The organism is Microbacterium longlingense, from assembly GCF_058349825.2.
Genome location: NZ_JBYRJA020000001.1, coordinates 563,879 through 590,339, shown reverse-complemented (window position 1 = coordinate 590,339; position 26,461 = coordinate 563,879). Strand labels below are relative to the sequence as shown.

General features: G+C 70.8%; 21 protein-coding genes. 13 read left to right on the top strand and 8 right to left on the bottom strand.

The annotated features are described in order from the left end of the window. Positions 1-42: 42 nt before the first annotated feature. From purM to AC3RXY_RS02715, 3 genes are read left to right on the top strand one after another with little or no spacing between them, the layout of a single operon-like run. On the top strand, positions 43-1,149 hold the full coding sequence (gene purM, locus AC3RXY_RS02725) for a phosphoribosylformylglycinamidine cyclo-ligase (protein WP_491509341.1): 1,107 nt from the start codon (positions 43-45) through the stop codon (positions 1,147-1,149). Between the two features lie 6 nt (positions 1,150-1,155). Beyond that, positions 1,156-2,631 (top strand): amidophosphoribosyltransferase, encoded by a 1,476-nt coding sequence (gene purF / locus AC3RXY_RS02720; protein WP_491509340.1) that lies wholly within the window; start codon positions 1,156-1,158, stop codon positions 2,629-2,631. Then, complete coding sequence (locus AC3RXY_RS02715; protein WP_491509339.1) at positions 2,628-3,869, top strand: MFS transporter; 1,242 nt, start codon at positions 2,628-2,630, stop codon at positions 3,867-3,869. Before purF ends, AC3RXY_RS02715 begins: the two co-directional genes overlap by 4 nt. A gap of 152 nt (positions 3,870-4,021) precedes the next feature. Here AC3RXY_RS02715 and AC3RXY_RS02710 read toward each other — a convergent pair whose 3' ends face one another. Then, positions 4,022-4,210, bottom strand: a complete 189-nt coding sequence (locus AC3RXY_RS02710; RefSeq protein WP_491509338.1) for a DUF3073 domain-containing protein — start codon at positions 4,208-4,210, stop codon at positions 4,022-4,024. Positions 4,211-4,363: 153 nt separating this feature from the next. On the opposite strand from AC3RXY_RS02710, the gene AC3RXY_RS02705 reads away from it, so the two are divergent. After that, positions 4,364-4,903, top strand: a complete 540-nt coding sequence (locus AC3RXY_RS02705; RefSeq protein ID WP_491509337.1) for a universal stress protein — start codon at positions 4,364-4,366, stop codon at positions 4,901-4,903. A gap of 94 nt (positions 4,904-4,997) precedes the next feature. Here AC3RXY_RS02705 and AC3RXY_RS02700 read toward each other — a convergent pair whose 3' ends face one another. Continuing rightward, a complete protein-coding gene (locus tag AC3RXY_RS02700) occupies positions 4,998-5,612 on the bottom strand; it encodes a PadR family transcriptional regulator (RefSeq protein WP_491509336.1) in 615 nt (204 codons plus the stop codon). Continuing rightward, positions 5,609-6,592, bottom strand: a complete 984-nt coding sequence (locus AC3RXY_RS02695; RefSeq protein ID WP_491509335.1) for a DUF4097 family beta strand repeat-containing protein — start codon at positions 6,590-6,592, stop codon at positions 5,609-5,611. The genes AC3RXY_RS02700 and AC3RXY_RS02695 overlap by 4 nt, the downstream gene beginning before the upstream one ends. Before the next feature lie 197 nt (positions 6,593-6,789). On the opposite strand from AC3RXY_RS02695, the gene AC3RXY_RS02690 reads away from it, so the two are divergent. Further along, positions 6,790-7,578, top strand: a complete 789-nt coding sequence (locus AC3RXY_RS02690) for a MerR family transcriptional regulator (RefSeq protein WP_491509334.1) — start codon at positions 6,790-6,792, stop codon at positions 7,576-7,578. A 69-nt stretch (positions 7,579-7,647) separates the two neighbouring features. Here AC3RXY_RS02690 and AC3RXY_RS02685 read toward each other — a convergent pair whose 3' ends face one another. Further along, complete coding sequence (locus AC3RXY_RS02685; RefSeq protein ID WP_491509333.1) at positions 7,648-8,112, bottom strand: YbaK/EbsC family protein; 465 nt, start codon at positions 8,110-8,112, stop codon at positions 7,648-7,650. Positions 8,113-8,175: 63 nt separating this feature from the next. Between AC3RXY_RS02685 and AC3RXY_RS02680 the strand changes: the two genes are divergently transcribed. Next, positions 8,176-8,769 (top strand): TetR/AcrR family transcriptional regulator, encoded by a 594-nt coding sequence (locus AC3RXY_RS02680; RefSeq protein WP_491509332.1) that lies wholly within the window; start codon positions 8,176-8,178, stop codon positions 8,767-8,769. Between the two features lie 47 nt (positions 8,770-8,816). Then, on the top strand, positions 8,817-12,002 hold the full coding sequence (locus AC3RXY_RS02675) for an efflux RND transporter permease subunit (RefSeq protein WP_491509331.1): 3,186 nt from the start codon (positions 8,817-8,819) through the stop codon (positions 12,000-12,002). A gap of 37 nt (positions 12,003-12,039) precedes the next feature. On the opposite strand, the gene AC3RXY_RS02670 is transcribed toward AC3RXY_RS02675, so the two are convergent. Next, positions 12,040-12,981: an aldose 1-epimerase family protein gene (locus tag AC3RXY_RS02670; RefSeq protein ID WP_491509330.1), complete on the bottom strand. Its 942-nt coding sequence runs from the start codon at positions 12,979-12,981 to the stop codon at positions 12,040-12,042. 281 nt (positions 12,982-13,262) lie between these two features. Here AC3RXY_RS02670 and AC3RXY_RS02665 point away from each other — a divergent pair, with 281 nt between their 5' ends. Further along, entirely contained in the window at positions 13,263-15,203 is a 1,941-nt protein-coding gene (locus tag AC3RXY_RS02665; RefSeq protein ID WP_491509329.1) for a DEAD/DEAH box helicase, read from the top strand. Positions 15,204-15,359: 156 nt separating this feature from the next. Then, positions 15,360-16,001, top strand: a complete 642-nt coding sequence (locus tag AC3RXY_RS02660) for a hypothetical protein (protein ID WP_491509328.1) — start codon at positions 15,360-15,362, stop codon at positions 15,999-16,001. A 46-nt stretch (positions 16,002-16,047) separates the two neighbouring features. Here the strand turns inward: AC3RXY_RS02660 and AC3RXY_RS02655 are convergent, their stop codons facing one another. Then, positions 16,048-17,106, bottom strand: coding sequence for an Rv2578c family radical SAM protein (locus AC3RXY_RS02655; RefSeq protein WP_491509327.1), 1,059 nt, complete (start codon positions 17,104-17,106; stop codon positions 16,048-16,050). 165 nt (positions 17,107-17,271) lie between these two features. On the opposite strand from AC3RXY_RS02655, the gene AC3RXY_RS02650 reads away from it, so the two are divergent. Then, positions 17,272-18,438, top strand: coding sequence for an acyl-CoA dehydrogenase family protein (locus tag AC3RXY_RS02650; RefSeq protein ID WP_491509326.1), 1,167 nt, complete (start codon positions 17,272-17,274; stop codon positions 18,436-18,438). A 121-nt stretch (positions 18,439-18,559) separates the two neighbouring features. Here the strand turns inward: AC3RXY_RS02650 and AC3RXY_RS02645 are convergent, their stop codons facing one another. Together AC3RXY_RS02645 and AC3RXY_RS02640 are read right to left on the bottom strand one after the other, a co-directional pair. Next, on the bottom strand, positions 18,560-19,480 hold the full coding sequence (locus tag AC3RXY_RS02645; protein ID WP_491509325.1) for a pirin family protein: 921 nt from the start codon (positions 19,478-19,480) through the stop codon (positions 18,560-18,562). A gap of 3 nt (positions 19,481-19,483) precedes the next feature. After that, positions 19,484-19,786, bottom strand: a complete 303-nt coding sequence (locus AC3RXY_RS02640; protein WP_491509324.1) for a GNAT family N-acetyltransferase — start codon at positions 19,784-19,786, stop codon at positions 19,484-19,486. 163 nt (positions 19,787-19,949) lie between these two features. Between AC3RXY_RS02640 and recQ the strand changes: the two genes are divergently transcribed. From recQ to AC3RXY_RS02625, 3 genes are all read left to right on the top strand, one after another. Next, positions 19,950-22,010: a DNA helicase RecQ gene (recQ, locus tag AC3RXY_RS02635; protein ID WP_491509323.1), complete on the top strand. Its 2,061-nt coding sequence runs from the start codon at positions 19,950-19,952 to the stop codon at positions 22,008-22,010. A gap of 384 nt (positions 22,011-22,394) precedes the next feature. Next, entirely contained in the window at positions 22,395-24,419 is a 2,025-nt protein-coding gene (locus AC3RXY_RS02630) for an acyl-CoA dehydrogenase family protein (protein WP_491509322.1), read from the top strand. A gap of 209 nt (positions 24,420-24,628) precedes the next feature. Then, positions 24,629-26,389, top strand: coding sequence for a glycoside hydrolase family 3 protein (locus AC3RXY_RS02625; protein ID WP_491509321.1), 1,761 nt, complete (start codon positions 24,629-24,631; stop codon positions 26,387-26,389). The last annotated feature ends 72 nt before the right edge of the window (positions 26,390-26,461 follow it).

The window sequence follows — 26,461 nt, the reverse complement described above, 5'->3', positions numbered from 1 at the left end:
GGGGCGTGCACCCGGCTCGATGCCCGGCGGTACTCTTGTCTGGTGTCATCCCACACCTATGCCGAGGCCGGCGTCGACACCGCTGCGGGCGATCGCGCTGTCGAGCTGATGAAGTCCGCTGTCCGTGCCACGCACGGCCCCGAGGTCACCGGAGGGGTCGGCGGGTTCGCCGGGCTCTTCGACGCGTCCGCTCTCCTCGGCTTCCGGCGCCCGCTGCTGGCGACCAGCACCGACGGCGTCGGCACCAAGGTGGCCATCGCCCAGGCGATCGACAAGCACGACACGATCGGGCACGACCTGGTGGGCATGGTCGTCGACGACATCGTGGTGGTGGGAGCGAAGCCGCTCTTCATGACCGACTACATCGCGTGCGGCAAGGTCTTCCCCGAGCGCATCGCCGAGATCGTCCGCGGCATCGCCGAGGCGTGCTCCCTCACCGGAACGGCTCTCGTCGGCGGCGAGACCGCAGAGCACCCCGGCCTGCTCGGTGAGAACGACTACGACGTCGCAGGTGCGGCGACCGGCGTCGTCGAGGCCGACCGGATGCTGGGCGCCGAGCGCGTCGGCGACGGCGACGTCGTCCTGGCCCTGGCTGCGAGCGGCATCCACTCGAACGGCTTCTCGCTCGTGCGGCACATCCTCGCCCGCTCCGGCATCGGATACGGCGATCGTGCCGACGACCTCGGCACGACGTGGGGCGAGGCGCTGCTCGTGCCGACCCGCCTCTACACGACCCCGCTGCTGGCCGCCATCGAGACCCACGGCGACGCCGTGCACGCTCTCAGCCATGTCACCGGCGGCGGCATCGCCGCCAACCTCGCCCGGGTGCTGCCGCAGGGCAGCTGGGCAGAGGTCGATCGCGCCACCTGGTCGCCGTTGCCGGTGTTCCGGGTGCTGAGCGACATCGCCGGAACCACGCTCGAATCGAGCGAGGGCACCTGGAACCTGGGCATCGGTTTCCTCGCCGTCGTCGACCAGGCTGCGGCGCAGGAGATCGCGCGCACGCTCACCGCGGCAGGCATCGACACCTGGCAGGTCGCGACGGTGCACACCGGCCCGCGACCGGAGGGCGATTTCGAACAGGGGGCGAAGGGCGTCGACGGCGGCGCCGTGCGCCTCATCGGGACCTACGCAGACGGAGCGAACTGACCCCCCATGTGCGGCATCGTCGGAATCGTCGGGAACGCTCCCGTCAACCAGGACATCTATGACGCCCTCCTCCTGCTGCAGCACCGGGGGCAGGACGCCACGGGCATCGCCACGGCCGAGCCCGGCGGCGTCATGCACATGGCGAAGGCGCACGGCATGGTGCGCGAGGCCTTCCGCACCCGCGACATGCGCACCCTCCTCGGCAACGTCGGCCTCGGCCACGTGCGCTACGCCACGAAGGGCACCGCGTCGAGCGAGGAGGAGGCGCAGCCGTTCTACGTCAACGCCCCGTACGGCCTGGTGCTGATCCACAACGGCAACCTCACCAACACCCGTGAGCTCACCGCCGACATGGAGCGCATCGACCGCCGGCACCTGAACTCCTCGAGCGACACCGAGCTGCTGCTCAACGTGCTCGCCGGAGCGCTGCAGGAGACCACATCCCCGGTCGATCTCGACCCGGAGCGCATCTTCGACGCCGTCACCCGCACCCAGGAGCGCATCGAGGGAGCCTATGCGGTGATCTCGATCATCGCCGGCTACGGCCTGCTCGCCTTCCGTGACCCCTACGGCATCCGTCCGCTCATCCTCGGTCACCGGCGGCGCGAGGCCAGCGAGGACCATCCGGCCGGGGACGAGTGGATCGTGGCGAGCGAATCGCTTGTGCTGGAGAACGGCGACTACGAGATCGTGCGGGACATCGCCCCCGGCGAGGCCGTGTTCATCACGAACGAGGGCGAGCTGTTCTCCAAGCAGTGCGCGAGCGATCCGCGGCTGGCCCCCTGCGCGTTCGAGTACGTCTACCTTGCGCGCCCCGACTCGATCGTCAACGGCATCTCGGTGTACGAGTCGCGGCTGCGCATGGGCGACCGCCTCGCCGACACGATCGCCAAGCATGTGCCGCGCGAGAAGATCGACGTCGTCATGCCGATCCCCGACTCGTCTCGGCCGGCGGCCATGGAGGTCGCCCGCAAGCTCGGGATCGAGTACCGCGAGGGCTTCTACAAGAACCGCTACGTGGGCCGGACCTTCATCATGCCGGGTCAGGCGGTGCGCAAGAAGAGCGTGCGACAGAAGCTCAACGCGATGTCCAGCGAGTTCCGCGGCAAGAACGTCCTGCTCATCGACGACTCGATCGTGCGCGGAACCACCAGCCAGCAGATCATCCAGATGGCGCGCGATGCCGGGGCGCTCTCGGTGACGTTCGCCTCGGCGGCGCCGCCGGTGCGGCACCCCCACGTTTACGGCATCAACATGCCCTCCCGTCAGGAGCTCATCGCGCACGGCCGCACGATCCCCGAGATCGCCGAGGCGCTGGGCTGCGACCATCTGGTCTATCAGGAGATCGACGACCTCAAGGCGGCGATCTGCGATGGCAGCGACATCGACGACCTCGACATGAGCTGCTTCGACGGCCGCTACGTCACCGGTACGGTCGACGACGAGTACCTCGCCTGGGTGGAGGGCACGCAGACGTCATGACCGCGGCGCGATCACGCTTGCTGGTCGGGCCCACCGGACACGGGCGGCTGCTCGCCCTGCTGGGCATCGTGCTCACCTCGTTCTCGCTGCGCTCCGCGGTGGCCGCGCTGTCGCCGCTGCTCGACCGGGTCGATGCGGAGTTCGGCGTCCCGGCCATCGTCGCGGGGCTGATCGCCTCAGCGCCCCCGGTCGCGTTCATGCTGTGCGGGCTGGTCGCACCGCTCATCGAGCGCCGGCTCGGACTCGAGCTCACCATCGCGATCGCGATGGGCGTCACCGCGACGGGCATGCTCATGCGGGCGTTCGCCGTGGATGCGGTCGGCCTGCTGGTGACGACCGCGCTGGTGTTCTTCGGCGCCGGGATCGGAAACATCCTCCTGCCGCCGCTGGTGAAGAAGCACTTCCCCGATCGCATCGGGCTCGTCATGACGATGTACTCCCTCATGCTGGCGGTGTCGAGTCTGCTGCCGCCGCTGTTCGCGGTGCCGATCGCCGATGCCGCGGGGTGGCGCGTGTCGGTCGGCCTCTGGGGTGTGTTCGCCGTGGCCGCCGTGATCCCGTGGCTTCCGCTCGTGCTGCGCGGGCGGGACGCCGCGGATGCCGACGCGATCGCCGTGCCGGCCGGCGATGTCTTCCGCCGTCTGCTGCGCATGCCGCTGGCGTGGTCGATCACCGTGGTCTTCGCGGCGTCGGCGTCGAGCGCCTACGCGATGTTCTCCTGGTTGCCGGCGATCCTCCGCGAGCGGGCCGGGGTGGACGCGGCCCACGCCGGTCTGCTGCTGTCGGTGTTCATCGTGGCGTCGGTCCCGCTAGCGCTGGTCGTCCCGGTGCTCACGGTGCGATTCCGAGGTGCCAGGGCGCTGCTGGTCGTGGGCTGCATCAGCGGTCTCCTCGGCATCGCGGCGCTGCTCTGGTGGCCGAGCTCCGCCACCACGCTGTGGATCGCGGTCTTCGGCATCAGCGGCGGGCTGTTCCCGCTCTCGTTGACGCTGATCGGCATTCGCGCGGGCACGCCGGCGGTCACGGCATCGCTGAGCGGTTTCGTGCAGAGCTTCGGCTACGGGGTGGCTGCGGGGTTCCCGCTGCTGTTCAGCGTGATCCACGACGCGCTGGGAAGCTGGGAGATGCCCCTGCTCATCCTGGGGCTGCTGCTGGCGGTGTCGATCCCCGTGGGATGGATCGCGACGACCGATCAGACGGTCGAGAAGGCCTGGGAGCGTCGCCACGGCGCCTGGTGACGCTCATCGTGGAGCGGTCGCTGTCGCGGCCGGCTGCCGGCGCACGACAGCGTTCGTCCCGTCGCACCGCGGGTGCGACGGGACGAACGCGGGTTCGACGAACGCCGGACGGGAGGAGCGGACGAGTCAGGGTCGGATGCCAGGGCATCCGATCATGCGTTCGAGAGCTCGTCCTCGTCTTCGTCGGCGTACTGGTCTGCCCACTTGTCGACGTACAGATCGTCCTCATCGTGCGGCGATGCGAGCTCGCGCTCAAGCGCTGCGTAGTTCACCGCAGGGCTGTACGCCTTGAGCTCTCGAGCGATCTTGGTGTGCTTCGCCTTCTGACGGCCACGCCCCATGCGCGAGACCCCCTTAAGAGTTGAGCAGCGGACTCCCGAAGGCCCGTGTGCGTTCCCGAGACCGGCTTCCGGCCGGTAAGAATAGCATTCAGAATAGCACGCGAGCAGAACACCAGGTCGAGTGCGTGCCCGGAGTGGAATATGGAGGCTGCCATGCCCGATCAGACCCCCGAAGCAGACGACGTCCTGACCCGCGATCGCGACCTCCACGGCGCGGTGGTGGTGGGCGTCCAGCCCGGCGAGTCCGCCAAGGTGCTGCGCGAGGCCGTGCGCTATGCGCGGATGCTCGGTGCGCCGCTGGTGATCGTGCACGTCGACGTGACGCGCTTCATCACCTATGAGGATCCCGACGGCTACGTCCACTCCGCACCCATCGACATGAACATCGATTCGGGTGCTGCGGAGTTCGCCAGGGTGCGTGCCGATGCGGAGGGCGTGCTCGCCGATGCCGGCGTGGCGTGGGCGGTGCAGCAGCTGGTGGGAGATCCGGCGCTGGCCATCAAGGCGCTCGCGAACCGGCTCGATGCGCCGCTCATCGTGGTCGGCACCCGCAAGAGGGGGATCGGGGAGTCGATCCGCGAGTTCTTCTCCGGGTCGGTCGCCGCGCGGCTGGCCCACCGCCAGCATCGCTCGATCCTGGTGGTGCCGCAGGACGAGCCCGTCGCAGACGACCGCCCCGTCTGGGTCGACTGATCCAGCCGAATCACCAGGATTTTCCGGCCCGCGGGCCGGAAAATCCTGATGATTCGGTGGTCCGGCCCGCTGCGGCAGGCCGGACCACGCGGGCTCAGCCCGTGATCGACCGCCGCACCCCATCGGAGACCGCGGACAGCGCTCCCTCGAGCTCGTCGACGATCGCCGGGGTGAGCTCGCCGCCACGCGCCACGTGCGAGCGCAGGTCGGCGCGCAGCTGCGCCCGGAACGTGGTCAGCGCAGCATCGGCCCGCTGCAGCTGCTCGCGACTGCGCACCCGGGGGTCGTCGGTGGTGGTCCGCGACGTCTTCGACGAGGTGCGGTCGGCATCCGCCGCCGCAGCGAGATCGGCGCGGAGGCTGCGCATGGCGTCCTGCACGCTCTGGCGGACGCCGCTCGCGATCAGCCGCACCGAATCGGTCAGCCCCGCCTCGATCCCGGCGATGTCGCCCTCGCGAGCGTCGAGCTCGGCCCGGCCGGCATCGGTGATGGTGTACACCGCCGTGCGCCCCTCGGCCGTGCGCGTCACCAGGCCCTCCTCCTCGAGGCGGGCCAGCCGCGGATAGATGGTGCCTGCGCTGGGCGTGTAGGTTCCGCCGGTGCGTTCCGTCAGCGCCTGCATGATGCCGTAGCCGTGCTGCGGGCCCTCGGCGAGGAGCGAGAGCAGGTAGAGCCGGAGGTCGCCGTGGGAGAAGACGGCGGGGGTCATCGGTCTGCTCCGTCCGCGTCGTGTCCGCCAGCGTCGTGGCTGTCGCCGGCGTCGCCCGCGTCGCGGGGCAGGTCGTCGACCGAATCATCCAGGAGGTTGTCGCAGGCGGCCTCCACGTCGGCGGAGGCGATCTCATCGGCCTCATCCACCGCCGCGGAGGTGCCGGCCGTGCCGGTCGCCGCGTGGCGCAGCACCGTGACGTCGCCCGACACCGTGTTGATCTTCACGTCGGCGAACGTCCCATCCAGGCCGCCCGTGTTGCCGGTGTAGCTGGTGGGGCCGGACGAGCCGCGATCGACACCGTCGATGAGCAGGCGCCCGCTCACGGTGCGCACCACGTAGTTGGCGCTGAGATCGTGGTCGAGGCGCAGCGTGGTGCCGCCGCCGATCGTGTTGACGATCACCTCGGACGCTGGTCCGTCCGCGTCGAGCACCACAGCGCCCGAAACCGTGTCGACGATGGTCCGGCCCACCCGGCCGGTCACCGTGATGTCGCCCGAGACGCTGTTCGACACGACGTCGCCGGTGATCTCGCGCACATGCACGTCGCCCGAGACGGAGTTGACGGTGATGTCGCCGGTGTGGGTGTCGATGATCAGCTCGCCGGAGACCGTGTTCAGGCGTGCGTCGCCGTCGAGGCCCACCACGAGGGCTCCGGCGCTCACCACGCCCAGCGTGAGGGCGATGTCCCGCGGCACGGCCACGCTCACCTCGGCGCTGGGGCCGCCGCGTCCGAAGTTGCGGAACACCTCGAGGAAGTTGTCCCACCCGAGCTGGGGGTGGTCGATCTCGATCTCGTCGGCGTCCGCCTCGACCCGCAGGCCCTTCACGGTGACGTCGTGCACTTCGATGCGTACGCCGGGCTCGTCGTGCGCGATCACGTCGACCTGTCCGCGGGCGAGGCCGATCTTGAGGCGGCGGGCTGCGGGGATGTCGATCACGCGGGTGTCGCCCGGGGCGATCAGCCACTTCTCGGCCATGTCTGTCTCCTGACTCTCTCGGGGAGTAGTTGCGATATATCGCGTTGAGAGCGTAACACGATATATCGCGATCGAGGAGGGGTGACGCGGGGAATCCGCCCGGCGCCTTGACTGTGACGTAGCGTCAATCCTTAGCGTGGTCGGCAGCGGGGCGCAGATCGCGGCCCGACGATGCGGAAGCGCGGGCAGGAGATGCGATGGCTGCGGACTGGTCGATCCAGGAGGTCGCGCGTCTCGCCGGCACGACCAGCCGCACGCTGCGGCACTACGACGCCATCGGCCTGCTGCCGCCGTCGCGCGTCGGCACGAACGGCTACCGGCACTACGACAGCGCCGCCCTGGTGCGACTTCAGCGCATCCTGCTCCTGCGCGAGCTCGGTCTCGGTCTCGGGCAGATCGCGGCAGTGATCGATCGGGAACGCAGTGAGGCGTCCGCCCTCGCGGCGCACCTGGAGTGGCTGCGCTCCGAGCAGGACAGGATCGGGCGTCAGATCGCCTCGGTCGCCGCGACTCTCGCATCGCTGAACGAAGGAGGTGCTCCCGTGGCGGAGGACATGTTCGACGGATTCGACCACACGCAGCATCGCGAGGAGGTCGAGGAGCGCTGGGGCAAGGAGGCCTACGCCGACAGTGACGCGTGGTGGCGCGGGATGGCGGATGGTGATCGCGAGGCGTGGCAGCGTCAGGCCGCCGACCTCGGACGCGACTGGGTCGCGGCCGCCGAGGGCGGCATTGACCCGGCATCCGACGAGGCGCAGGAGATCGCGCGGCGCCACGTCGCGTGGCTCGCCGGTGTCCCTGGCACGCCGGCGGCGAACGGCGCAGACGTGAAGGGCTATGTGATCGGGCTCGGCGAGATGTATGCCGCCGACGCGCGTTTCGCCGTGGTCTACGCCACGGGTGCCGACCGCGCTGACGGCGACGGCACGCGGGGTGCCGCATTCGTGCGCGACGCGCTCCGGGTGTTCGCAGACCGGCACCTGTAGGCCGGGCCGGCGCTGCCGCGCAGGCGGTGGTGCGGCACAGGCGGCGCTGCGGCACAGGCGGTGGTGCGCTCAGGCGGTGGGGCGCACCAGATCGATCACCCGGGCGCCGGGCAGGGCCGCGATCGCGCGGCCGTCGATGAGCAGCTTCGCGCCGCGCACGCCGGCCCCGATCACGACGGGGCCGGCGTGCGCGACGCGCTCGTCCACCAGGATCGGCCAGTCGGAGGGGAGCCCGACGGGGGTGATGCCGCCGAACTCCATGCCGGTCAGCCGCACCGCGTCCTCGGGGGCGGCGAAGCTGATGCGGCGGGCGTCGAGCGCACGGCGTACCACGTTGTTGATGTCGGCGCGCTCGCTGGCCCGCACCATCACCGCGGCGAACGTGGTGACGCCGGCGCGGGTGCCCGCGACGATGACGCAGTTGGCTGATGCCTCCGGGGAGACGTCGTACGCGGCGCAGAATGCCGCGGTGTCGGCGAGGGCGTCGTCGATCTCGACCACCTCGGCTCCCGCGGGCATGTCCGTGGCGCGCACCCTGCTCCCAGCACCCGCACAGAAACAATATGTACAAACGTCCATGAAGGTGGGAGGCGCCACATGGGCCAGACGACGACCGCGGATCAGCCGCGTCGCCGCCGCGACCCCGCGGCACGCCGCCGGGAGATCCTGGCCGCCGCGGCCGAGCTGATCACCGAGGTCGGCGTCGACGCGATCACGCACCGGATGGTCGCCGCCCGCGCCCAGGTTCCGCTCGGCGCCACCACGCAGTACTTCGACACGCTGGATGACCTTCGCGCCGAGGCGCTGCAGCACCTCGCGGCGGAGGCGGATGAGCGCGTCGACGCCCTGCGCGTGGCGATCGCCTCCACCGACGCCGATATCGACGCGCTCACCGCGCTTCTTGTGCAGGCCCTTGCCGACGCGCACGCGATGCAGGCCGATCGTGCCGTCGTGACCGCCGCCGTGCACGATCCCAGCCTGCGCAGTCTCGCGCGGGGATGGTCGGCGCAGATCGCCGGGGTGCTCGAGCCGTACTACGGGGCAGAGCGCTCGATGACCGCCCTGCTCTACATCGACGGCATCGTCTGGCATGCCCTGATCGCGGACGCACCCGTCGACGCGGCGATCGTCCGGCGCGGCCTGACCGCGCTGCTCGTCGGCGACGCGGGCGACCCCGCAGCCGTTCCCTGACGCACCCGCACCACCCCCTGCCCCCGAACCCCAACCGAGAGAGCCCCGTGTCACGTCTCGCTGTCCTCAGCCTGCGCAACCGCGCGCTGATCGCCCTCGTCACGATCGTCGCCGCCGTCTTCGGCGGCACCGCCCTCACCAGCCTCAAGCAGGAGCTGATCCCGACGCTCCAGCTGCCCGCCCTGATGGTGATGTCCACCTATCCCGGAGCATCGCCCGAGGTCGTCGAGAACGACGTGTCCACCCCGATCGAGAACGCGATCCAGGGTGTGCCAGGTCTGGAGTCCACCTCGGCGACCAGCACCACCAACGCCTCGATCGTGCAGGCGCAGTTCGGCTACGGCACCGACCTCGCCACGGCGGAGCAGAAGATGCAGCAGGCCATCAACCGCCTCTCCGCATCGCTGCCGGACGGTGTCGACCCGCAGGTGTTGTCGATCAGCCTCGACGATCTCCCGGTGATCCAGGTGGCGGTCACGGGCTTCGCCGACGAGGCGACAGCGCAGGACGACATCGACCGCGTCATCGTGCCCACCCTCGAGGACGTCGACGGCGTCAACACGGCCATGCTCATCGGCGGCGTCGGCCAGCGCATCACGATCACGCCGAACACCGCGGCCCTGGCCGCGCGGGGAATGTCGACCCAGACCATCGTCACCGCCCTGCAGCAGAACGGCGTGCTCTTCCCCGGAGGGGAGATCACCGAGGGCGATCGGACGCTGTCCGTGCAGACCGGCGTGAAGCTCTCGTCGGTCGACGAGATCGCCGCCCTCCCGCTGCTGGGCGCCCCGGAGGCGGCGGCGCTCGTCGGCCCGGTGACGATCTCCGACGTCGCCACCGTGGCGCTGGACTCCGACCCGGTCAGCTCGATCTCGCGCGTGAACGGCGAGGAAGCGCTCTCGATCGCGATCACCAAGCTGCCCGCGGCCAACACCGTCGAGGTGTCGCACGGCGTGCTCGACGCGCTCGACGAGCTGCGCAGCAGCTTCCCCGACGCCGAGTTCACGGTGATCTTCGACCACGCGCCGTTCATCGAGCAGTCGATCGAGACCCTCGCGACCGAGGGTGCCCTCGGCCTCGTCTTCGCGGTGCTGGTGATCCTCGTGTTCCTCTTCTCGATCCGCTCGACGCTCGTCACGGCGATCTCGATCCCGACCAGCGTGCTGATCACCTTCATCGGCCTGCAGGCGTTCGGCTACTCCCTGAACGTGCTCACCCTGGGGGCGCTGACGATCGCGATCGGCCGCGTGGTCGACGACTCGATCGTCGTCATCGAGAACATCAAGCGGCATTTCGTCGGGGACGCCGACCGCTTCTCGTCGATCGTGCTCGCGGTCCGGGAGGTGGCGGCGGCGATCACCGCCTCAACCATCACGACGGTCGCGGTGTTCCTTCCCATCGTCTTCGTGGGTGACATGGTGGGCGAGCTGTTCCGGCCGTTCGCGATGACCGTCACGATCGCGATGGTCGCCTCGCTCGTGGTGTCGCTCACGATCGTGCCGGTGCTGGCGTACTGGTTCCTGCGCCCCGGCAAGGAACTCCTCGACGACAACGGCCACGTGATCGATCCGGAGCACCCCGACGCTCCGCCGACGCGGCTGCAGAAGGCGTATCGTCCGGTGCTCACCTGGACGCTGCGTCACTCGGCGCTGACGATGGTGCTCGCGATCGGCGTTCTCGTGGGAACGCTCGCGATGGCGCCGCTGATGAAGGTGAACTTCCTCGGCGACTCCGGGCAGAACACCATGACGATCTCGCAGGACCTCGGCCCGACCGCGAGCCTGGCGGCCAAGGACGCCGCGGCGAAGGTCGTGGAGGAGGCGCTCGAGACCGTCGACGGCATCGAGAACGTGCAGGTGTCGGTCGGGTCGTCCGGGTCCGCGCTGCAGGACGCCTTCAGCGGCGGCGCCGGGGTGACCTACTCGGTCCTCACCGACGCGGACGTCGACCAGGAGAAGCTGCGCGCCGACGTGGAGGCCGCGGTGAAGGACCTCGACGGCGTGGGCACGGTCACCGTCGCGGCCGCCGCCGGCCTCGGCTCCAATGACATCTCGGTGCTCGTCACCGCACCGTCCAGCGAGGCGCTCGCCGAGGCGACGCAGGCGATCACCGACGAGCTCGACGGCCGGGACGGCATCGGTCAGGTGAGCAACAACCTGTCCGCCTCGCTGCCCTACATCGCCGTCGTGGTCGACCGGGCTCAGGCTGCGCAGGCGGGTCTGTCCGAGGTCGCGGTCGGCTCGATGGTGTCCAACACCATGCGACCGCAGCAGGCGGGCAGCGTCGAGATCGGCGACACCTCGCTCACCGTCTACATCGCCGCGGCCGACGCGCCGGTCACGGTCGACGAGCTGCGTGCGATGCCGGTGATGACGATGGCGGGGCCGATGCGCCTGGACCAGCTCGCCGCCGTCGAGGAGCGGGAGGGCCCGACCTCGATCACCACCCAGAAGGGGCAGCGCACGGCCACCATCACGGTGCCGGCCGTCGCCGCGGACCTCGCCGTGGCCACCACATCGGTGGCCGCAGCGATCGACGCGGCCGACCTGCCGGACGGGGCGACCGCCGAGGTCGGGGGCGTGGCGGAGCAGCAGGCCGACTCGTTCTCCCAGCTGGGTCTGGCGATGCTCGCGGCCATCCTCATCGTCTACGTCGTGATGGTGGCGACATTCAAGTCGCTGCGCCAGCCGCTGCTGCTGCTCGTTTCTGTGCCGTTCGCGGCGACCGGGGCGATCCTGCTGCAGATCGTCACCGGGGTTCCGCTCGGCGTCGCGTCGCTGATCGGCGTGCTGATGCTCATCGGCATCGTCGTGACCAACGCGATCGTGCTCGTCGACCTCGTCAACCAGTACCGGGAGCGCGGCCTCAGCACGCATGACGCCGTCCTGGCCGGCGGTGAGAAGCGACTGCGTCCCATCCTCATGACGGCGCTCGCCACGATCCTGGCGCTCACCCCGATGGCGCTGGGGATCACCGGCCACGGCGGCTTCATCTCGCAGCCGCTCGCGATCGTGGTGATCGGCGGTCTGATCTCCTCGACGGTGCTGACGCTCATCGTCCTGCCCACGCTGTACAACCTCGTCGAGGGGGCCAAGGAGCGCCGCGCTGCGCGCCGGGCCGAGCGCGCCGGAGAGACCCCGGAGGGCCCGGAGGAGCGTCCGGTGACGGTCGCCGCGGCCGGAGACGGTCACCCGGCCTCCCGCCGGGAGCTCCGCGCGCGCGGCGAATCCTAGGCGGCGCGTCCGGGCGCTGAGAGGGCTGCGGCCGCTTTCAGCGCCCGGAGGGGCGGAAGGAGATGCCCCACTGCAGGGTCCATGTCTCGCCCTCGGCCAGACGACGGATGCCGCGACCGGAGTTGAAGGCGTCAGCCGGTGCGGTCATCGGTTCCAGGGCCACGACCGCACGCCGGCGTCCCGGTTCGGGATCGGGGAAGGCAGCCGGAGTGAAGGCCTGCACGTAGTCGAGGCCCTCGCCCTGCCACACGGTCACCGAGCGTCCGTCCGCCGCGGTGACCGTGTTCCGAGCGAGGCCGTCCGCGTCGCGGGCGAGAGCCCCGAACGCCGTGTCGAGCTCCAGGCCGGCCAGGCTGCGCCCCGCCCGCAGGTCGGTGTATCCGCTCACCGGCGTCTCTCCGACCGGGAGCTTCCGATCGTCGGTCTCGAAGTATGTCTCTGCCGGAATATGCAGTGTGAGATCGGGGGCCGCCGCGCCGCCGATCGTGACGTACGGGTGGGTGCCGAGGGCGACCGGCGCCGGCGTGGCCGAACGGCCCGTGAGGGCGTGCTCGACGGCGATGCCGTCGGCGGTGAGCCGGTAGGTCACCGCCGTGTCGACGAGGTAGGGGTAACCGGTCTGCGGCACGATCGCGGCCCGCAGGACGACGGCGTCCTCGCCCGCGTCGGAGATCTCATAGGACGCGAAGCGGAGCAGTCCGTGGATGGCGTTGCCCAGACCGGGTTCGGTGATCGCCAGGGCGCGTTCTGTGCCGTCGTCTGTCCAGACGCCGTCCCGCACCCGGTTCGGCCAGGGCACCAGCACGACCCCGGCGCACGCCGGCGCCGGAATGTCGGCGGGGTAGTCCGGCACCACCTCGGTGCCACCAACGACGAGGCTCCGCAGGGAAGCGCCCACCTGTGTGATCCTCGCCTCGACTCCGCCCCGGCGGAGGGTGATCTGGCGGCCGGTGGGGGCGTGGTCTGACGTGTGCGACATGCCGCCATGTTAGGGCGCGCAGCCCGCGCCGCGTGATCCCGCCGGCCGGGGGAGCCGACCGACCGGCGGCCGGGCGATCTCCCAGCCGGAATCGGTAGAGTCGGCGGGTCGGCTCAGAGCGCCGCGCGATGCGCACTGTGAGCTCAGGGGCCGATGGTGGGCGCCGCATCCGCGGACGCCTCGACACCATCACTGCGAATGGCCCCGGAGAGCTCGGACGAGTCCCGGAAGCCCGCCTCGGCGCGGGCGCTGTTCCTTTGCGAACGAACCGGAGAAGATCCATGCCCAAGAACAAGCGACCCGGCGGCGGCCGGGCCCCCAAGAACTACGACCCGCGGTACGGCGAGCGCAAGGGCGCGACCAAGCGCCGGCCGGGCGAGGCGTCGTCCGGCAAGCCCGGCAGCAAGAGCCCCGGCCATCGCGGCCACCGCGCCGAGCCCGAGCAGTCCTCCGGCAAGCGCCGCTGGACAGAGCAGGAGCGCGCCGGCCGTGACGAGGCCCGCGGCATCCGCTCTCAGGCACGCGACGGGCGTGGTCCCCGCGACGGGCGGGATGCACCTGCCGGGGCGCGTCGCTCCGGCGGGCGCCCGGCCGGGGATGATCGTCGGCGGGACGATCGCGGCGAGCGGACCCGTTACGACCGCGACGACCGCCGGTTCTCCGGTGGCCGGGGCGAGCGTCGTCCCGGCGGAGAACGACGCGCCTTCTCCGAGGATCGCGAGCGTCGCGATGAGCGACAGCGTTACGACCGCGACGATCGGCCGCGCCGCGACGACCGCGGCGGCCGCGGAGACCGTCCGCGCTACGCCGCCGATCGCGGTGACCGCCCGGCGCGCGGTGTCCGGACCGGAGCGGCAGCAGCCGCCCGTCCGGGCCGCACGTTCGACGACCGCCCGCGTCGGGACGATCGCGGTACCCGCCCGAACCGTTCCGACTGGAACGCCGACCGCAACGCGCGCGCGGAAGCCGACCGGATCGACGTGGTGCACGAGCGCCTGCAGGCCGAGGCGGTCAACGCCGAGGAGTTCTCCGGGGCGTCCTTCGGCGACCTGGGGCTCGGCGACAACATCGTGCGCACCCTGGGCGAGCTCGGTGCGCCGTCGCCGTTCCCGATCCAGGCGGCGACCATCGCTCCGATCCTCGCGGGCCGCGACGTGCTGGCCAGGGGCCGGACCGGCTCCGGCAAGACGATCGCCTTCGGCGCCCCGCTCGTTGAGTCGATCCTGCGCTCCCAGGCCGGGCAGCGCCGTGAGTTCGGCCGCGCACCGCGCGCGCTCATCCTGGCGCCCACCCGCGAGCTGGCGTTGCAGATCGATCGCACGATCCAGCCGATCGCGCGCTCGGTCGGCCTGTTCACCACGCAGGTGTACGGGGGCGTGCCCCAGGCGCGTCAGGTCGGAGCGCTCAAGAAGGGCGTCGACATCGTGATCGGCACGCCCGGCCGCATCGAAGACCTCCACAAGCAGGGCAAGCTCGACCTCTCCGAGGTCCGCATCGCCGTGCTCGACGAGGCTGATCACATGTGCGAGCTCGGGTTCCTCGAGCCCGTGCAGCGCATCCTGCGGCACACGGCAGAGGGATCGCAGAAACTGCTGTTCTCAGCCACGCTGGACCGGGAGGTCGCGGCGCTGGTCGATGAGTTCCTGGTGGACCCGGCGGTCTACGAGGTCGCAGACGAGGATCAGGACTCCGGGACGATCGACCACCGTGTGCTCGTGATCGACCACCGCGACAAGGCCGACATCCTGGCCTCCCTGGTGGATCGTGACGGCAAGACCCTGGTCTTCAGCCGCACCCGTGCGTACGCCGAGATGCTCGCGGAGCAGTTCGACGAGGCCGGCATCCGCGCTCTCGCCCTCCACGGCGATCTCAACCAGGCCAAGCGCACGCGCAACCTGGAGAAGCTCACGTCCGGGCGCGTGCAGGTGCTGGTGGCGACCGATGTGGCCGCCCGCGGCATCCACGTCGACGACATCGACCTCGTGGTGCAGGCCGATGCTCCGGACGAGTACAAGACGTATCTCCACCGCGCCGGTCGCACCGGGCGTGCCGGACGGGAGGGTCGGGTGGTGACGCTCATCACCCGGCACCGTCAGCGGCGCATGGCGGAGTTGCTCGATCGCGCTGAGATCGACGCGCCGTTCGACCAGGCCGCCCCCGGGGATGATGTGATCGACGAGATCGCCGGTCGCGTCCCCTCCGCAGCCGACCTCACCCGCTAGCCCCGTCCCCGAACCCACCCTCCTGTGCGCCGAACCCATCCCGTGGGCGCGCACAGGGGGGATTCGGCGCACAGTTGGTGAATTCGCGGGAATGGAGAGGGCGCCTCGCCGGGGCGCTTGAGGGGCCGGAGGCCTGCCGAGGGGCAGGATGTGCACATGGGCTTCCGCTTCATCACCGACGAGTCAGAGCGGTGGATCGCCTCGGCGACGACGCACTACGGCGCAGTCGGCGAGGCACCACGCGCCACGCGGGTGCTGCGCGATGACTATGCACGCCCCTCGCGCTGGCTGCTGGGTGTTGTCGCTTTCGTCGTGGTGCTCGCGGGAGCGGCGCTCGGCGTCGCACCGCTCGTGCTCTGGCTGCTCGACCCGGCGGCCGAGCTCACCCTCATCGACGGCCTGATCGCGGGCATCGGCGTTGCGGCCACCGTCTGGGCGGCGCTGGTCCTCTGGCAGCTGCACCGCACCGGGCATCGGCTCGTGCGTTCCACTGCGTGGTGGGCGAGCATCCTGGACGAACCGATCGCCGCCCCTGCCCCCGGGCCGCTGCTGCTGCGGTCCGTATCCGCTCTGATCGCGGCTCTGATCGCGATCGTCGCCCTGGTCGGCCTCGCCCAGCCCGCTCTGCTCGGCGGCCTGCTGCCTGGCGTCCTGCCGGTCTGGGCTGCGGCCGGTGCGCTCTGCGCTGCCGGTCAGCTCGGCGGCGTGCTGCGCGCCCGCCGCGCCACGGCCGTGTCGGCAGCTCCCGCCGCCCGCCCGGCGGGCGCGCGGCGTCCCGGTGCCGTTCTCGCACGATAGCCCGCCGTCGTCCGGGCCCGCACCCGTCGGAACGGCTCCGGACCCGTCAGAACAGGGTGGGCACTGGCGCGCTCTCCGCCGCCAGGCCGGGCGCCGCCGCGGAGCTGCGCTCGCCCCGCAACGGCCCGGCGTGCGCTATGGGGTCGCCACCGCGGCGCTCGAGTCCGTGCACGCGCAGCAGGGGGCGTACGCGCCGTCCCAGCCACTGCCGGTACTCCTTCGGGGCCTCTGACGATGCCCCCGGGTAGAGATGCCGGTAGGACGAGAGCAGGTCTGGACGGTGCTGCGATAGCCACTGCAGGAACCACGGCTTGACCCCGGGGCGCAGGTGCAGGGCGCCGTAGACGACGTGATCGGCGCCCGCGGCGGCGATGCGTCCCAGCGCCCGGTCGATCGCCGCGACCGAGTCGGTGAGATGGGGGAGGATCGGCATCAGGAACACACCGACGCGGAACCCGGCATCGCTGAGTACGCGCACCGTGTCGAGGCGCGCCTGAGCGGTGGGGGTGCCCGGTTCGATCGCGCGCTGCAGGTCTTCGTCGAAGACCGCGATCGACAGCTGCACGTCGACCGGGACCTGCTCGGCCGCGGCGGTCAGCTCGGGGATGTCGCGGCGGATGAGGGTGCCCTTGGTCAGGATCGACAGCGGCGTGCCGGACGCCGCGAGCGCCCGGATGATGTCCGGCATGAGCCGGTACCGCCCCTCGGCGCGTTGATACGGGTCGGTGTTGGTGCCCAAGGCCACGGTCTCTCGCTGCCAGGAGGACCGCCGCAGCTCGCGCTCGAGAACCTCGACCACGTTGACCTTCACGACCACCTGCGAGTCGAAGTCCCGCCCCGCATCGAGCTCGAGGTAGGTGTGCGTGCCGCGCGCGAAGCAGTAGACGCACGCATGACTGCACCCGCGATAGGGGTTGATCGTCCACGCGAAGGGCATGCGCGAGGCGCCGGGGACGTGGTTCAGGGCCGACTTGGCCAGCACTTCGTGGAACGTCACGCCGGCGAACTCCGGTGTCTGCACGGAGCGGACGAAGCCGGAGCGCTCCTCGAAGCCGGGCAGCGCCGCCGTATCCGCCTGATCGATCCGTTGCCCGTGCCACCTCATGCATCGAGTCGAACATAGCTCCGAGAGAACTGTCAAGAAAATCCGGAGATATATTCGATATCCGATGCGTCCCCGATCGGACCCAGTGTCGCCTAGACTGTGACTCGATCTCACAATCCGCTCGCACGGCGTCGCCGCGGAGCACGCTCTGGCAAGGAGGCCTGTATGGAACGGGACATCTACGACGAGGATCACGACGCCTTCCGGGGCATGGTCCGAGAGTTCATCGAGCGCTACGTCAGCAACGAGAAGCGCGACGCGTGGGACGCGGCCGGTGAGATCGACCGCGAGACGATGCTCGCCGCGGGCGAGGCTGGCCTCATCGGGCTCTCCGTCCCCGAGGAGTTCGGCGGCGCCGGCATGCTGCAGGACTACCGTTTCCGCGCGATCGTCAACGAAGAGGTCATCGGCGCGGGTGCCGGCTCCCTGGCGGGCGCCTTCGGCATCCAGGACGACCTCGCCGTCCCCTACATCGCGCACATGGGCACCCCGGAGCAGAAGGCGAAGTGGCTTCCGCGCATGGCGACCGGCGAGGTGCTCGGCGCGCTCGCGATGACCGACCCCGGCGCGGGCAGCGACCTGCGCGGTGTGAAGACCAACGCCAAGAAGGTCGACGGCGGGTACATCGTCAACGGCGCCAAGACGTTCATCTCCTCTGGCTCGACGGCCGATGTCGTGGTCACCTTCGTCAAGACTGGCGAGGGCAACCGCCCCGACGCGTTCAGCCTGCTCCTCATCGAGAAGGGCATGGAGGGCTTCGACCAGGGCAAGAAGCTCGACAAGATGGGCTTCCACGGCTGGGACACCGCTGAGCTCAGCTTCAGCGATGTCTTCGTCCCCGAGGAGAACCTCATCGGAGGCAAGGAGGGCCTCGGCTTCATCCAGCTGATGATGAACCTGCCCCTCGAGCGCCTGTCGATCGGCGTCGCTGCCGCGGCCGCCGCGCAGGCCGCCCTCGACTGGACCGTCGCCTACACCAAGGACCGCGAGGCCTTCGGCGAGCGGATCGTCGATTTCCAGAACACGCGTTTCCGTCTCGCCGACATGGCCGCCACCGTCGACGCGATGTGGGCGTACATCGATCGCGCGATGCTCGCCTACAAGGACAGCAAGCTGACCGCCGAGGACGCCGCGAAGGTGAAGTTCTGGGCGACGGAGCGCGAGTGGGAGGTCCTCGACACGGGCGTGCAGCTCCACGGCGGCTACGGCTACATCATGGAGTACCCGATCGCGCGCGCCTTCACGGACGCCCGCGTGCACCGCATCTACGGCGGCACCAACGAGATCATGCGCGACATCGTCGGTCGTCAGATCGCGGGCAAGCGGGGCTGACACCCTGCTCGATGCTCTTCCGATGGCGCCAGGTCCTCCTGGTGCCATCGGCCTTTCCTGGTGGGTCGTGGCGGGGCGGGCCGTGACCGCTTCGCCGCCCGGCGCGGGCTGAGCGCGCGGATCAGATGCGGCGGTGGCGCGGCAGCAGCCGCACGCCGGGGAGCGGGGGCGCCGGGACGCGCTCCGCGCCGTGGCCCGGCACATGGCCGAAGCGGGCGGTGTCTGCCTCCCAGTCCTCGCGGGCACGGGCGATCTCCTCGTGCGTGCGGGCGGCGAAGTTCCACCACATCACCAGATCCTCGGCGAAGGGCTCTCCGCCGAGGAGGAAGAGCGTCGCGCCCTCCTCGCTGATCACCTCCACGCGGTCGCGGGAGTCGCCGAGGAACAGCAGGTCGCCCTCGTTCAGCGGTTCGGCCGCCACATGGGCCTCGCCGGAGACGAGCAGGACCGCGTGCTCCCACGCCGTGTGCAGCGGCAGCAGCACCCGGGAACCGGGGGCGAGCGCGATCTCGGCGCCGACGATCGGGGTGTGCACGGTGGCGGGGGAGCGGACCCCGGCGAACGCGCCAAGCACCACGGTGGCCGTCGCGGGCGGGCCGTCCTGCGCGGGCAGCTCGACGCGCGGCAGATCGTCGTGCTGCTCGAACGACGGCGCGCCCTGGCAGGCCTCCTCGGGAAGCGCCACCCAGAACTGCAGGGCGTCGAGCGGGACCTCCGCCTCGCCGACGGAGTACTCGGAGTGCGCGATCCCGCGGCCGGCGGTCATGAGGTTCAGGGCGCCGCGGCGGAGCGTCACGTCGCTGCCGACGGTGTCGCGATGGCGGATCTCGCCGACGAGCGGCCAGGTGACCGTCTGCAATCCGATGTGCGGATGCGGTTCCACGCGCATCCGCACCCGGTCGGGGCCGAAGCGGTCGAGGAAACACCACGCTCCGACGGTGGGCAGGTCGCGGCTGGGCAGCGTGCGGCGCACGTCCATCGCGCGGACCCCGCCGAGCGGCACCGTGCGCGGCGCCAGCATCACCGACCGCGGGCCGTGCACGGCCTACTCCGCGCCGCGGTCCGGCCAGCGCACGGCGACGCCGTCCATCGGGTGCTCGCGCAGGTACTTCTCCACGTACGGGCAGAGGGGGACGAGGGTCTCTCCGGTCGATGCGCCGTCGGCGAGGGCGAACGCGGCCAGGCGGCCCGCGATGCCCTGCCCCTGGAACGCGGGGAAGACCTCGGTGTGGGTGTAGCGCAGTTCGCCGTCGGCGTGGACGACGTCGATGAACCCCGCCAGCTCCCCGTCCGAGAACGCCTCGTAGCGGGATGCGTCGTCGTCGCGGTTCACGGTGATCTCGGGCATGAGGCCTCCTCGCATCGGTGGGTGTGATGCCAGGCTACGCCCGCCAGAACGCCGCGGCTCCGTCATTCCTGCGGCGCTCTCCGGCCCGAGCTGCGGGTGCGCCCATCGTCCGCTGCGGGAGCGCGGGGGCATCGGCGTCGGATGGGCTGGCTACGCTGGATGGATGCCGCACGACAGCCCCGCTGGGCCTCCCGCCGATCCGTGGGCCGACGCCCACCCCGCCGGTGACCCGTGGGACGACGTGCCCCCCGAAGACCCGTGGGGGGATGAACCGTGGCCGGCGGAACCCCCCGCCGACGCGGACTTCGCCGGCGGCGGAGGTGCGCCCTGGCCGGAGGACGCCGGCGGCGCCCGGGGTGCGGCTGCCGCGCCGCCCGTCGCTCCGGCGGCCGCGCCGTCGCGCTACGCCACGCCGGCGGAGGCGCTGCGCACGGTCTACGGCTACGAGGCGTTCCGCGGCGACCAGGCCGAGATCGTCGATCACGTCGTCGCGGGCGGCGACGCGATCGTGCTCATGCCCACCGGCGGTGGCAAGAGCCTGTGCTACCAGATCCCCGCACTCGTGCGCGAGGGCACCGGCCTGGTCGTCTCCCCGCTGATCGCGCTCATGCACGACCAGGTCGACGCCCTCCGCGCCAATGGCGTGCGGGCGGCCTACCTCAACTCCACCCAGTCGGCGGCGGAGCGCGCTCAGGTCGAGCGCGACTATCTCGCCGGCGAGCTGGATCTGATCTACGTCGCCCCGGAACGCCTGTCCAACCCCGGCACGCTCGCGCTGCTCAAGCGGGGGGCGCTGAGCGTCGTCGCGATCGACGAGGCGCACTGCGTCTCGCAGTGGGGCCACGATTTCCGTCCCGACTACCTCACCCTCGGCGACCTGCCGCAGCACTTCCCCGGCGTCCCCCGGATGGCGCTCACCGCCACGGCCACGGCCGAGACCCACCGCGAGATCACCGAGCGCCTGCATCTCGAGCGGGCGCGGCACTTCGTCGCGAGCTTCGATCGGCCCAACATCCAGTACCGCATCGACCCGAAGGTCGACGTGCGGCGCCAGCTCATCTCCTTCATCCGCACGCAGGGGGAGGGGGCAGCTGGCATCGTCTACGCGCTGAGTCGTTCCTCGGTCGAGCAGACCGCCGAGTACCTGCGCGGCGAGGGAATCGACGCGATCCCGTATCACGCGGGGCTCGACGCCGGCGTGCGGGCGGCGCATCAGGCGCGGTTCCTGCGCGAGGAGGGCGTGGTCGTCGTGGCGACGATCGCGTTCGGCATGGGAATCGACAAGCCGGACGTGCGCTTCGTCGCCCACATCGATCTGCCGAAGTCCGTCGAGGGCTACTACCAGGAGACCGGCCGCGCCGGCCGCGACGGCGAGCCCTCCGTCGCGTGGATGGCGTACGGTCTTGGCGACGTGGTGCAGCAGCGCCGCTTCATCCAGCAGGGCGATGGCGACGCGGCCACCAAGCGTCGTCAGGGCCAGCATCTCGACGCGATGCTGGCGCTGTGCGAGACGGTCGACTGCCGCCGCCAGAACCTCCTCGCCTACTTCGGCCAGCTCTCCGACCGCTGCGGCAACTGCGACACCTGCCTGGCGCCGCCCGAGGTGTGGGACGGCACGATCCCCGCCCAGAAGCTCCTCTCCACCGTCGTGCGCCTCCAGCGCGAGCGGGGGCAGTCGTTCGGGGCCGGTCACATCGTCGACATCCTGCGCGGGGCATCGACCGAGCGCATCCGGCGCATGAAGCACGACGCGCTGGCTACCTACGGCATCGGAGACGACCTGTCCGACGCGCAGTGGCGCAGTGTCGTGCGCCAGCTGTTGGCGCAGGGACTCATGGTTGCGCAGGGAGAGTACGGCACGCTCGCGCTGAGCGAGCAGAGCGCCGGCGTGCTCAGTGGCTCGACCCCGGTGCGGCTGCGGCGCGATGTCATCACCCGGCCGGCGCGGGGCGGGTCTGGCTCTGGTGCGGCGCGGAAGTCGGCCGCGGACGCGCTCACGGAGGCCGATCGGCCGCTGTTCGAGGCGCTGCGATCGTGGCGGGCCGCCGAGGCCAAGCAGCAGGGCGTGCCGGCGTATGTGGTCTTCGCGGATGCCACGCTGCGCGCCCTGGCCGAGCATCGGCCGACGACGCTCGATCAGCTCGACGGCATCACCGGCATCGGCGCACGCAAGCGGGAGGCCTACGGGGAGGCCGTGCTGCGCGTGATCGCGGACGCGGAGTAGTGCCGGCAGCGCTCCGCGTCCCTGCCGAGTCACCAGGATTTTCAGGTCGGCGTGTTGCGCTCCGCGCGGCGCGCCGACCTGAAAATCCTGGTGACTCGGCGGCGCGGGACGCGTTGGATCTGTCCAGGAGTGCAGCGCAATGAGGAACTTAGTCCCGCTCGGAGCGAGACTAAGTGTCGTCCTCTGGGTGCTGATCCTGTGGTGACCCGACAATCGGAGCCCGCCGCGGCGCGGCGCGGTGTTGGCGAAGACCCACAGTCGACTTTCGTCAGCGTTGGAGGACTCCTACCGTAGAGTCAACCCCGGTGACCCTGTCCCGATGCCACGGCGTCCACGGTCCCGGGCGCGCACCGATGCGCACCAGCATCCCCTGAGAGGAACGACATGGCAGCCTCGAACCCCCGTATCGACATCGCCCGTGTGAACGACATGCTCATGGGCACCTGGGGCGACACCCGCCGCACGGCCCGCGAGATGATCAAGGATCCGGTCTTCTGGCGCGACGACGAGCTCGGCAAGGACGCGCACCGCGAGCGCGTGCTCGGTCAGCTGAAGCTCCTCGTCGAGAAGAACGCGCACAACCGGGCCTTCCCCCGGCGCTTCGGCGGCCAGGAGAACAACGGCGCCAACATCGCCGGGTTCGAGGAGCTGGTCGTGGCCGACCCCAGCATGCAGATCAAGTCGGGGGTGCAGTGGGGCCTGTTCGGCGCCGCGGTGCTGCAGCTGGGCACCGATGAGCACCACGACAAGTGGCTTCCCGGCATCATGGACCTCACCATCCCCGGTGCCTTCGCGATGACCGAGATCGGGCACGGCTCCGATGTCGCCGCGGTCGGCACGACGGCGACATACGACCCGGAGACCGAGGAGTTCGTCATCAACACGCCGTTCCGCGCGGCGACGAAGGAGTATCTGGGCAACGCCGCGCTGCACGGCATCGCGGCGACGGTGTTCGCCCAGCTCATCACCAAGGGCGTCAACCACGGCGTGCACTGCTTCTACGTGCCGCTGCGCGATGAGGACGGCAACGACCTCCCCGGCATCGGCCGCGAGGACGACGGCCTCAAGGGCGGCCTCAACGGCATCGACAACGGCCGGCTGAGCTTCGACCACGTGCGCGTACCGCGCACGAACCTGCTCAACCGCTACGGCGACGTCGCTCCCGACGGCACCTACTCCAGCCCGATCGACAGCCCGGGGCGCCGCTTCTTCACCATGCTCGGCACGCTGGTGCAGGGGCGCATCTCGCTCGACGGATCGTCGTCATGGGCGTCCGCGCTCGGCCTGTACATCGCGATCACCTACGCGACCCAGCGCCGCCAGTTCGACGGCCCGACGGGCGAGGAGGTCGTGCTGCTCGACTACGGCAAGCACCAGCGCCGTCTGCTGCCGCGGCTGGCCACGACGTACGCGCAGCTGTTCGCGCACGACGTCTTCCTGCAGAAGTTCGACGGCGTCTTCTCCGGGCGCACCGACACCCCGCAGGACCGTGAGGACCTGGAGACCCTCGCCGCCGCCCTCAAGCCGCTGTCGACCTGGCATGCCCTGGACACGCTTCAGGAGTGCCGCGAGGCCTGTGGTGGCGCCGGGTTCATGTTCGAGAACCGCCTGGTGGGGCTGCGCGCAGATCTCGACATCTACGTCACCTTCGAGGGCGACAACAACGTGCTCCTGCAGCTGGTCGGCAAGCGTCTGCTGGGCGACTACGCCAAGCAGTTCAAGGGCAAGGACACCGCGGCGCTCGCCGCGTACGCGGTCGGCCAGACGGCGGGGAAGGTGTTCCACGGTGCCGGTCTGCGCCGGCTCGGCCAGACGGTCGCCGACTTCGGCTCGACCGCCCGGTCGGTCGAGCTCGGCCTGCGCGAGGACGACCAGCACGAGCTGCTCGCCGGGCGCGTGCAGCAGATGGTCGCCGACATCGCCGGCCGGCTGCGCCCCGCGGCGAAGCTCGGCGCCCAGGAGGCCGCAGACCTGTTCAACGAGAACCAGGCGGAGCTGATCGAGGCGGCCCGCGCTCACGGCGAGCTGCTGCAGTGGGAGGCCTTCACCGACGCCGTGCACGAGGTCGAGGACGAGAGCACCCGCGAGGTGCTGACCTGGCTGCGCGACCTGTTCGGCCTCGGTCTGATCGAGAAGCATCTCGCGTGGTACCTCATCAACGGCCGGCTGTCGACGCAGCGTGCGGCATCGGTCTCGCGCTACATCGACCGGCTGTGCGTGCGGCTGCGCCCGCACGCCCTGGACCTGGTCGAGGCGTTCGGCTATGAGCCGGAGCACGTGCGCGCCCCCATCGCGAGCGGTATCGAGCGCACGCGTCAGGACGAGGCGCGGGCGTACTACGCCGACCTCGTGGCATCGGGCACCGCGCCCGTCCACGAGAAGGAGCTGAAGAAGAAGGCGAAGAAGTAGCACCAGCGGGCGTCGGAACCCGAACCGCTTCCCCCGCCCGCCCGGCGAGAACCGCCGTGCACCGCCCCGATCCGGCCGGATCAGGGCCCGCGCGGCGGTTCTTCGTCGTTCGCGGCACGCGCCGGTCGGTTCCCGTGCCGATCCGGCGGCTCATCCGCGACCCGCGCGAATCCCGTAGGATCTCTGGGATCGATAGCGAAGGAGCCATCATGACAGAAGTCGCCGAACGCCCGTGGCTGGATGCCACCCTCCCCCCTGCCGAGCGGATCGAGCTGCTGCTGGCGGAGATGACCGTCGCGGAGAAGGCCGGGCTCTTCTTCCACACGATGATCACGATGGGCCCCGACGCCGAGCTCTCCGCCGGCGACCCGGCCTTCGGCCTGCCGCCGACCGAGGAGTACGTGCTCGGCAGGCATATGACCCACTTCAACCTGCTGACCGTGCCGGAGGCAGCGGGGGACATCGCCCGCTGGCACAACCGCCTTCAGGAGCTCGCGCGCTCGACCAGGCTCGGCATCCCGGTGACCATCTCGAGCGATCCGCGGCATGCGTTCTCCGACAACCCGGGTGCCGCGCTGTTCGCCGGGCCGTTCTCGAAGTGGCCGGAGCCGCTCGGCCTGGCCGCGACCGGTGACGAGGCGCTCGTTGAGCGCTTCGCCGACATCGCCCGGCAGGAGTACCTGGCTGTCGGGATCCGCGTGGCGCTGCATCCGCAGGTCGACCTCGCGACGGAGCCGCGCTGGTCACGTCAGCTCCAGACCTTCGGCGAGGACGCAGACCTGTCCGGGCGCCTGGGGGCGGCGTATGTGCGCGGCCTGCAGGGCAGCTCGTTCGGGCCGGCCGCGGTGGCGACGATGGTCAAGCACTTCCCCGGCGGCGGCCCGCAGAAGGACGGCGAGGACCCGCACTTCCCCTATGGCAGGGAGCAGGTGTACCCGGGCGGCATGTTCGAGCACCATCTGCTGCCGTTCGGGCCCGTGCTCGCCGCCGGCGCGCGCCAGATCATGCCCTATTACGGGATGCCGGTGGGAACGCCGTACGAGGAGGTCGGCTTCGGCCTGAACCACTCGGTCATCACCGGCCTCCTCCGCGAGCGCCTCGGCTTCGACGGCATCGTCTGCACCGACTGGGGGCTTCTCACCGACCAGGCCGTGATGGGCGATATGCATGTCGCCCGCGCCTGGGGTGCCGAGCACCTGAGCCCGTCGGAGCGGATGCGCAAGGGCATCGAGGCCGGCGTCGACCAGTTCGGCGGCGAGGCGTGCCCTGAGCTGCTTGTGGAGTTGGTCAGCACGGGACAGGTCTCCGAGGAACGCCTGGACGTGTCGGTGCGACGCCTGCTGCGCGAGAAGTTCGAGCTCGGGTTGTTCGACGACCCCTTCGTCGACGCGGACGCCGCTGACGAGATCGTGGGCTCCGCGCCGTTCCGGGCGGCCGGCGAGGAGGCTCAGCGGGCGTCGATCGCCGTGCTCTCGCACGACGGCGTGCTGCCGCTGCGCCCCGGCATGCGGATCTACGCCGAGGGTGTCGCGGCGGAGGCGCTGTCCGCCTACGGCACGCCCGTCGCCACCGCGGCGGAGGCGGACGTCGCCATCCTCCGCATCCACGCGCCCTATGAGCAGCGGGCGACGGCGTTCGAGAACTTCTTCCACGCCGGTCCGCTCGACTTCCCCGATGAGCAGCTCGCGCACATCCGTGAGATCGCATCGCACGTGCCGACGATCGTCGACGTGTTCCTCGACCGCCCGGCGATCCTCGCGCCCGTCGTCGCGGTCGCCGCAGCGGTGACAGCCAACTGGGGCGCGAGCGCCGAGGCGCTGCTGGATGTGCTCTCGGGGGCTTCGCCCGCGCGCGGACGGCTGCCGTTCGACGTGCCGCGCTCGACGGCGGCGGTGGAGGCTTCGCGCCCCGACGTGCCCTTCGACACCGCGGACCCGCTGTTCCGCTTCGGTCACGGGCTGACGTTGTGACCCGACTCGGCTGAGCGGCCGAGCGGACGGCGGCCTCGATGGGGACAACTCCCCATCGAGGCCGCCGAAACG

What these genes read in the sequence shown, in the direction of transcription:
- purF (WP_491509340.1), top strand. Translation starts at nt 1,156, where the DNA reads ATGTGCGGCATCGTCGGAATCGTCGGGAACGCTCCCGTCAACCAGGAC.
- AC3RXY_RS02715 (WP_491509339.1), top strand. Translation starts at nt 2,628, where the DNA reads ATGACCGCGGCGCGATCACGCTTGCTGGTCGGGCCCACCGGACACGGG.
- AC3RXY_RS02710 (WP_491509338.1), bottom strand. Translation starts at nt 4,210, where the DNA reads ATGGGGCGTGGCCGTCAGAAGGCGAAGCACACCAAGATCGCTCGAGAG.
- AC3RXY_RS02705 (WP_491509337.1), top strand. Translation starts at nt 4,364, where the DNA reads ATGCCCGATCAGACCCCCGAAGCAGACGACGTCCTGACCCGCGATCGC.
- AC3RXY_RS02700 (WP_491509336.1), bottom strand. Translation starts at nt 5,612, where the DNA reads ATGACCCCCGCCGTCTTCTCCCACGGCGACCTCCGGCTCTACCTGCTC.
- AC3RXY_RS02695 (WP_491509335.1), bottom strand. Translation starts at nt 6,592, where the DNA reads ATGGCCGAGAAGTGGCTGATCGCCCCGGGCGACACCCGCGTGATCGAC.
- AC3RXY_RS02690 (WP_491509334.1), top strand. Translation starts at nt 6,790, where the DNA reads ATGGCTGCGGACTGGTCGATCCAGGAGGTCGCGCGTCTCGCCGGCACG.
- AC3RXY_RS02680 (WP_491509332.1), top strand. Translation starts at nt 8,176, where the DNA reads ATGGGCCAGACGACGACCGCGGATCAGCCGCGTCGCCGCCGCGACCCC.
- AC3RXY_RS02670 (WP_491509330.1), bottom strand. Translation starts at nt 12,981, where the DNA reads ATGTCGCACACGTCAGACCACGCCCCCACCGGCCGCCAGATCACCCTC.
- AC3RXY_RS02665 (WP_491509329.1), top strand. Translation starts at nt 13,263, where the DNA reads ATGCCCAAGAACAAGCGACCCGGCGGCGGCCGGGCCCCCAAGAACTAC.
- AC3RXY_RS02660 (WP_491509328.1), top strand. Translation starts at nt 15,360, where the DNA reads ATGGGCTTCCGCTTCATCACCGACGAGTCAGAGCGGTGGATCGCCTCG.
- AC3RXY_RS02655 (WP_491509327.1), bottom strand. Translation starts at nt 17,106, where the DNA reads ATGAGGTGGCACGGGCAACGGATCGATCAGGCGGATACGGCGGCGCTG.
- AC3RXY_RS02650 (WP_491509326.1), top strand. Translation starts at nt 17,272, where the DNA reads ATGGAACGGGACATCTACGACGAGGATCACGACGCCTTCCGGGGCATG.
- AC3RXY_RS02640 (WP_491509324.1), bottom strand. Translation starts at nt 19,786, where the DNA reads ATGCCCGAGATCACCGTGAACCGCGACGACGACGCATCCCGCTACGAG.
- recQ (WP_491509323.1), top strand. Translation starts at nt 19,950, where the DNA reads ATGCCGCACGACAGCCCCGCTGGGCCTCCCGCCGATCCGTGGGCCGAC.
- AC3RXY_RS02630 (WP_491509322.1), top strand. Translation starts at nt 22,395, where the DNA reads ATGGCAGCCTCGAACCCCCGTATCGACATCGCCCGTGTGAACGACATG.
- AC3RXY_RS02625 (WP_491509321.1), top strand. Translation starts at nt 24,629, where the DNA reads ATGACAGAAGTCGCCGAACGCCCGTGGCTGGATGCCACCCTCCCCCCT.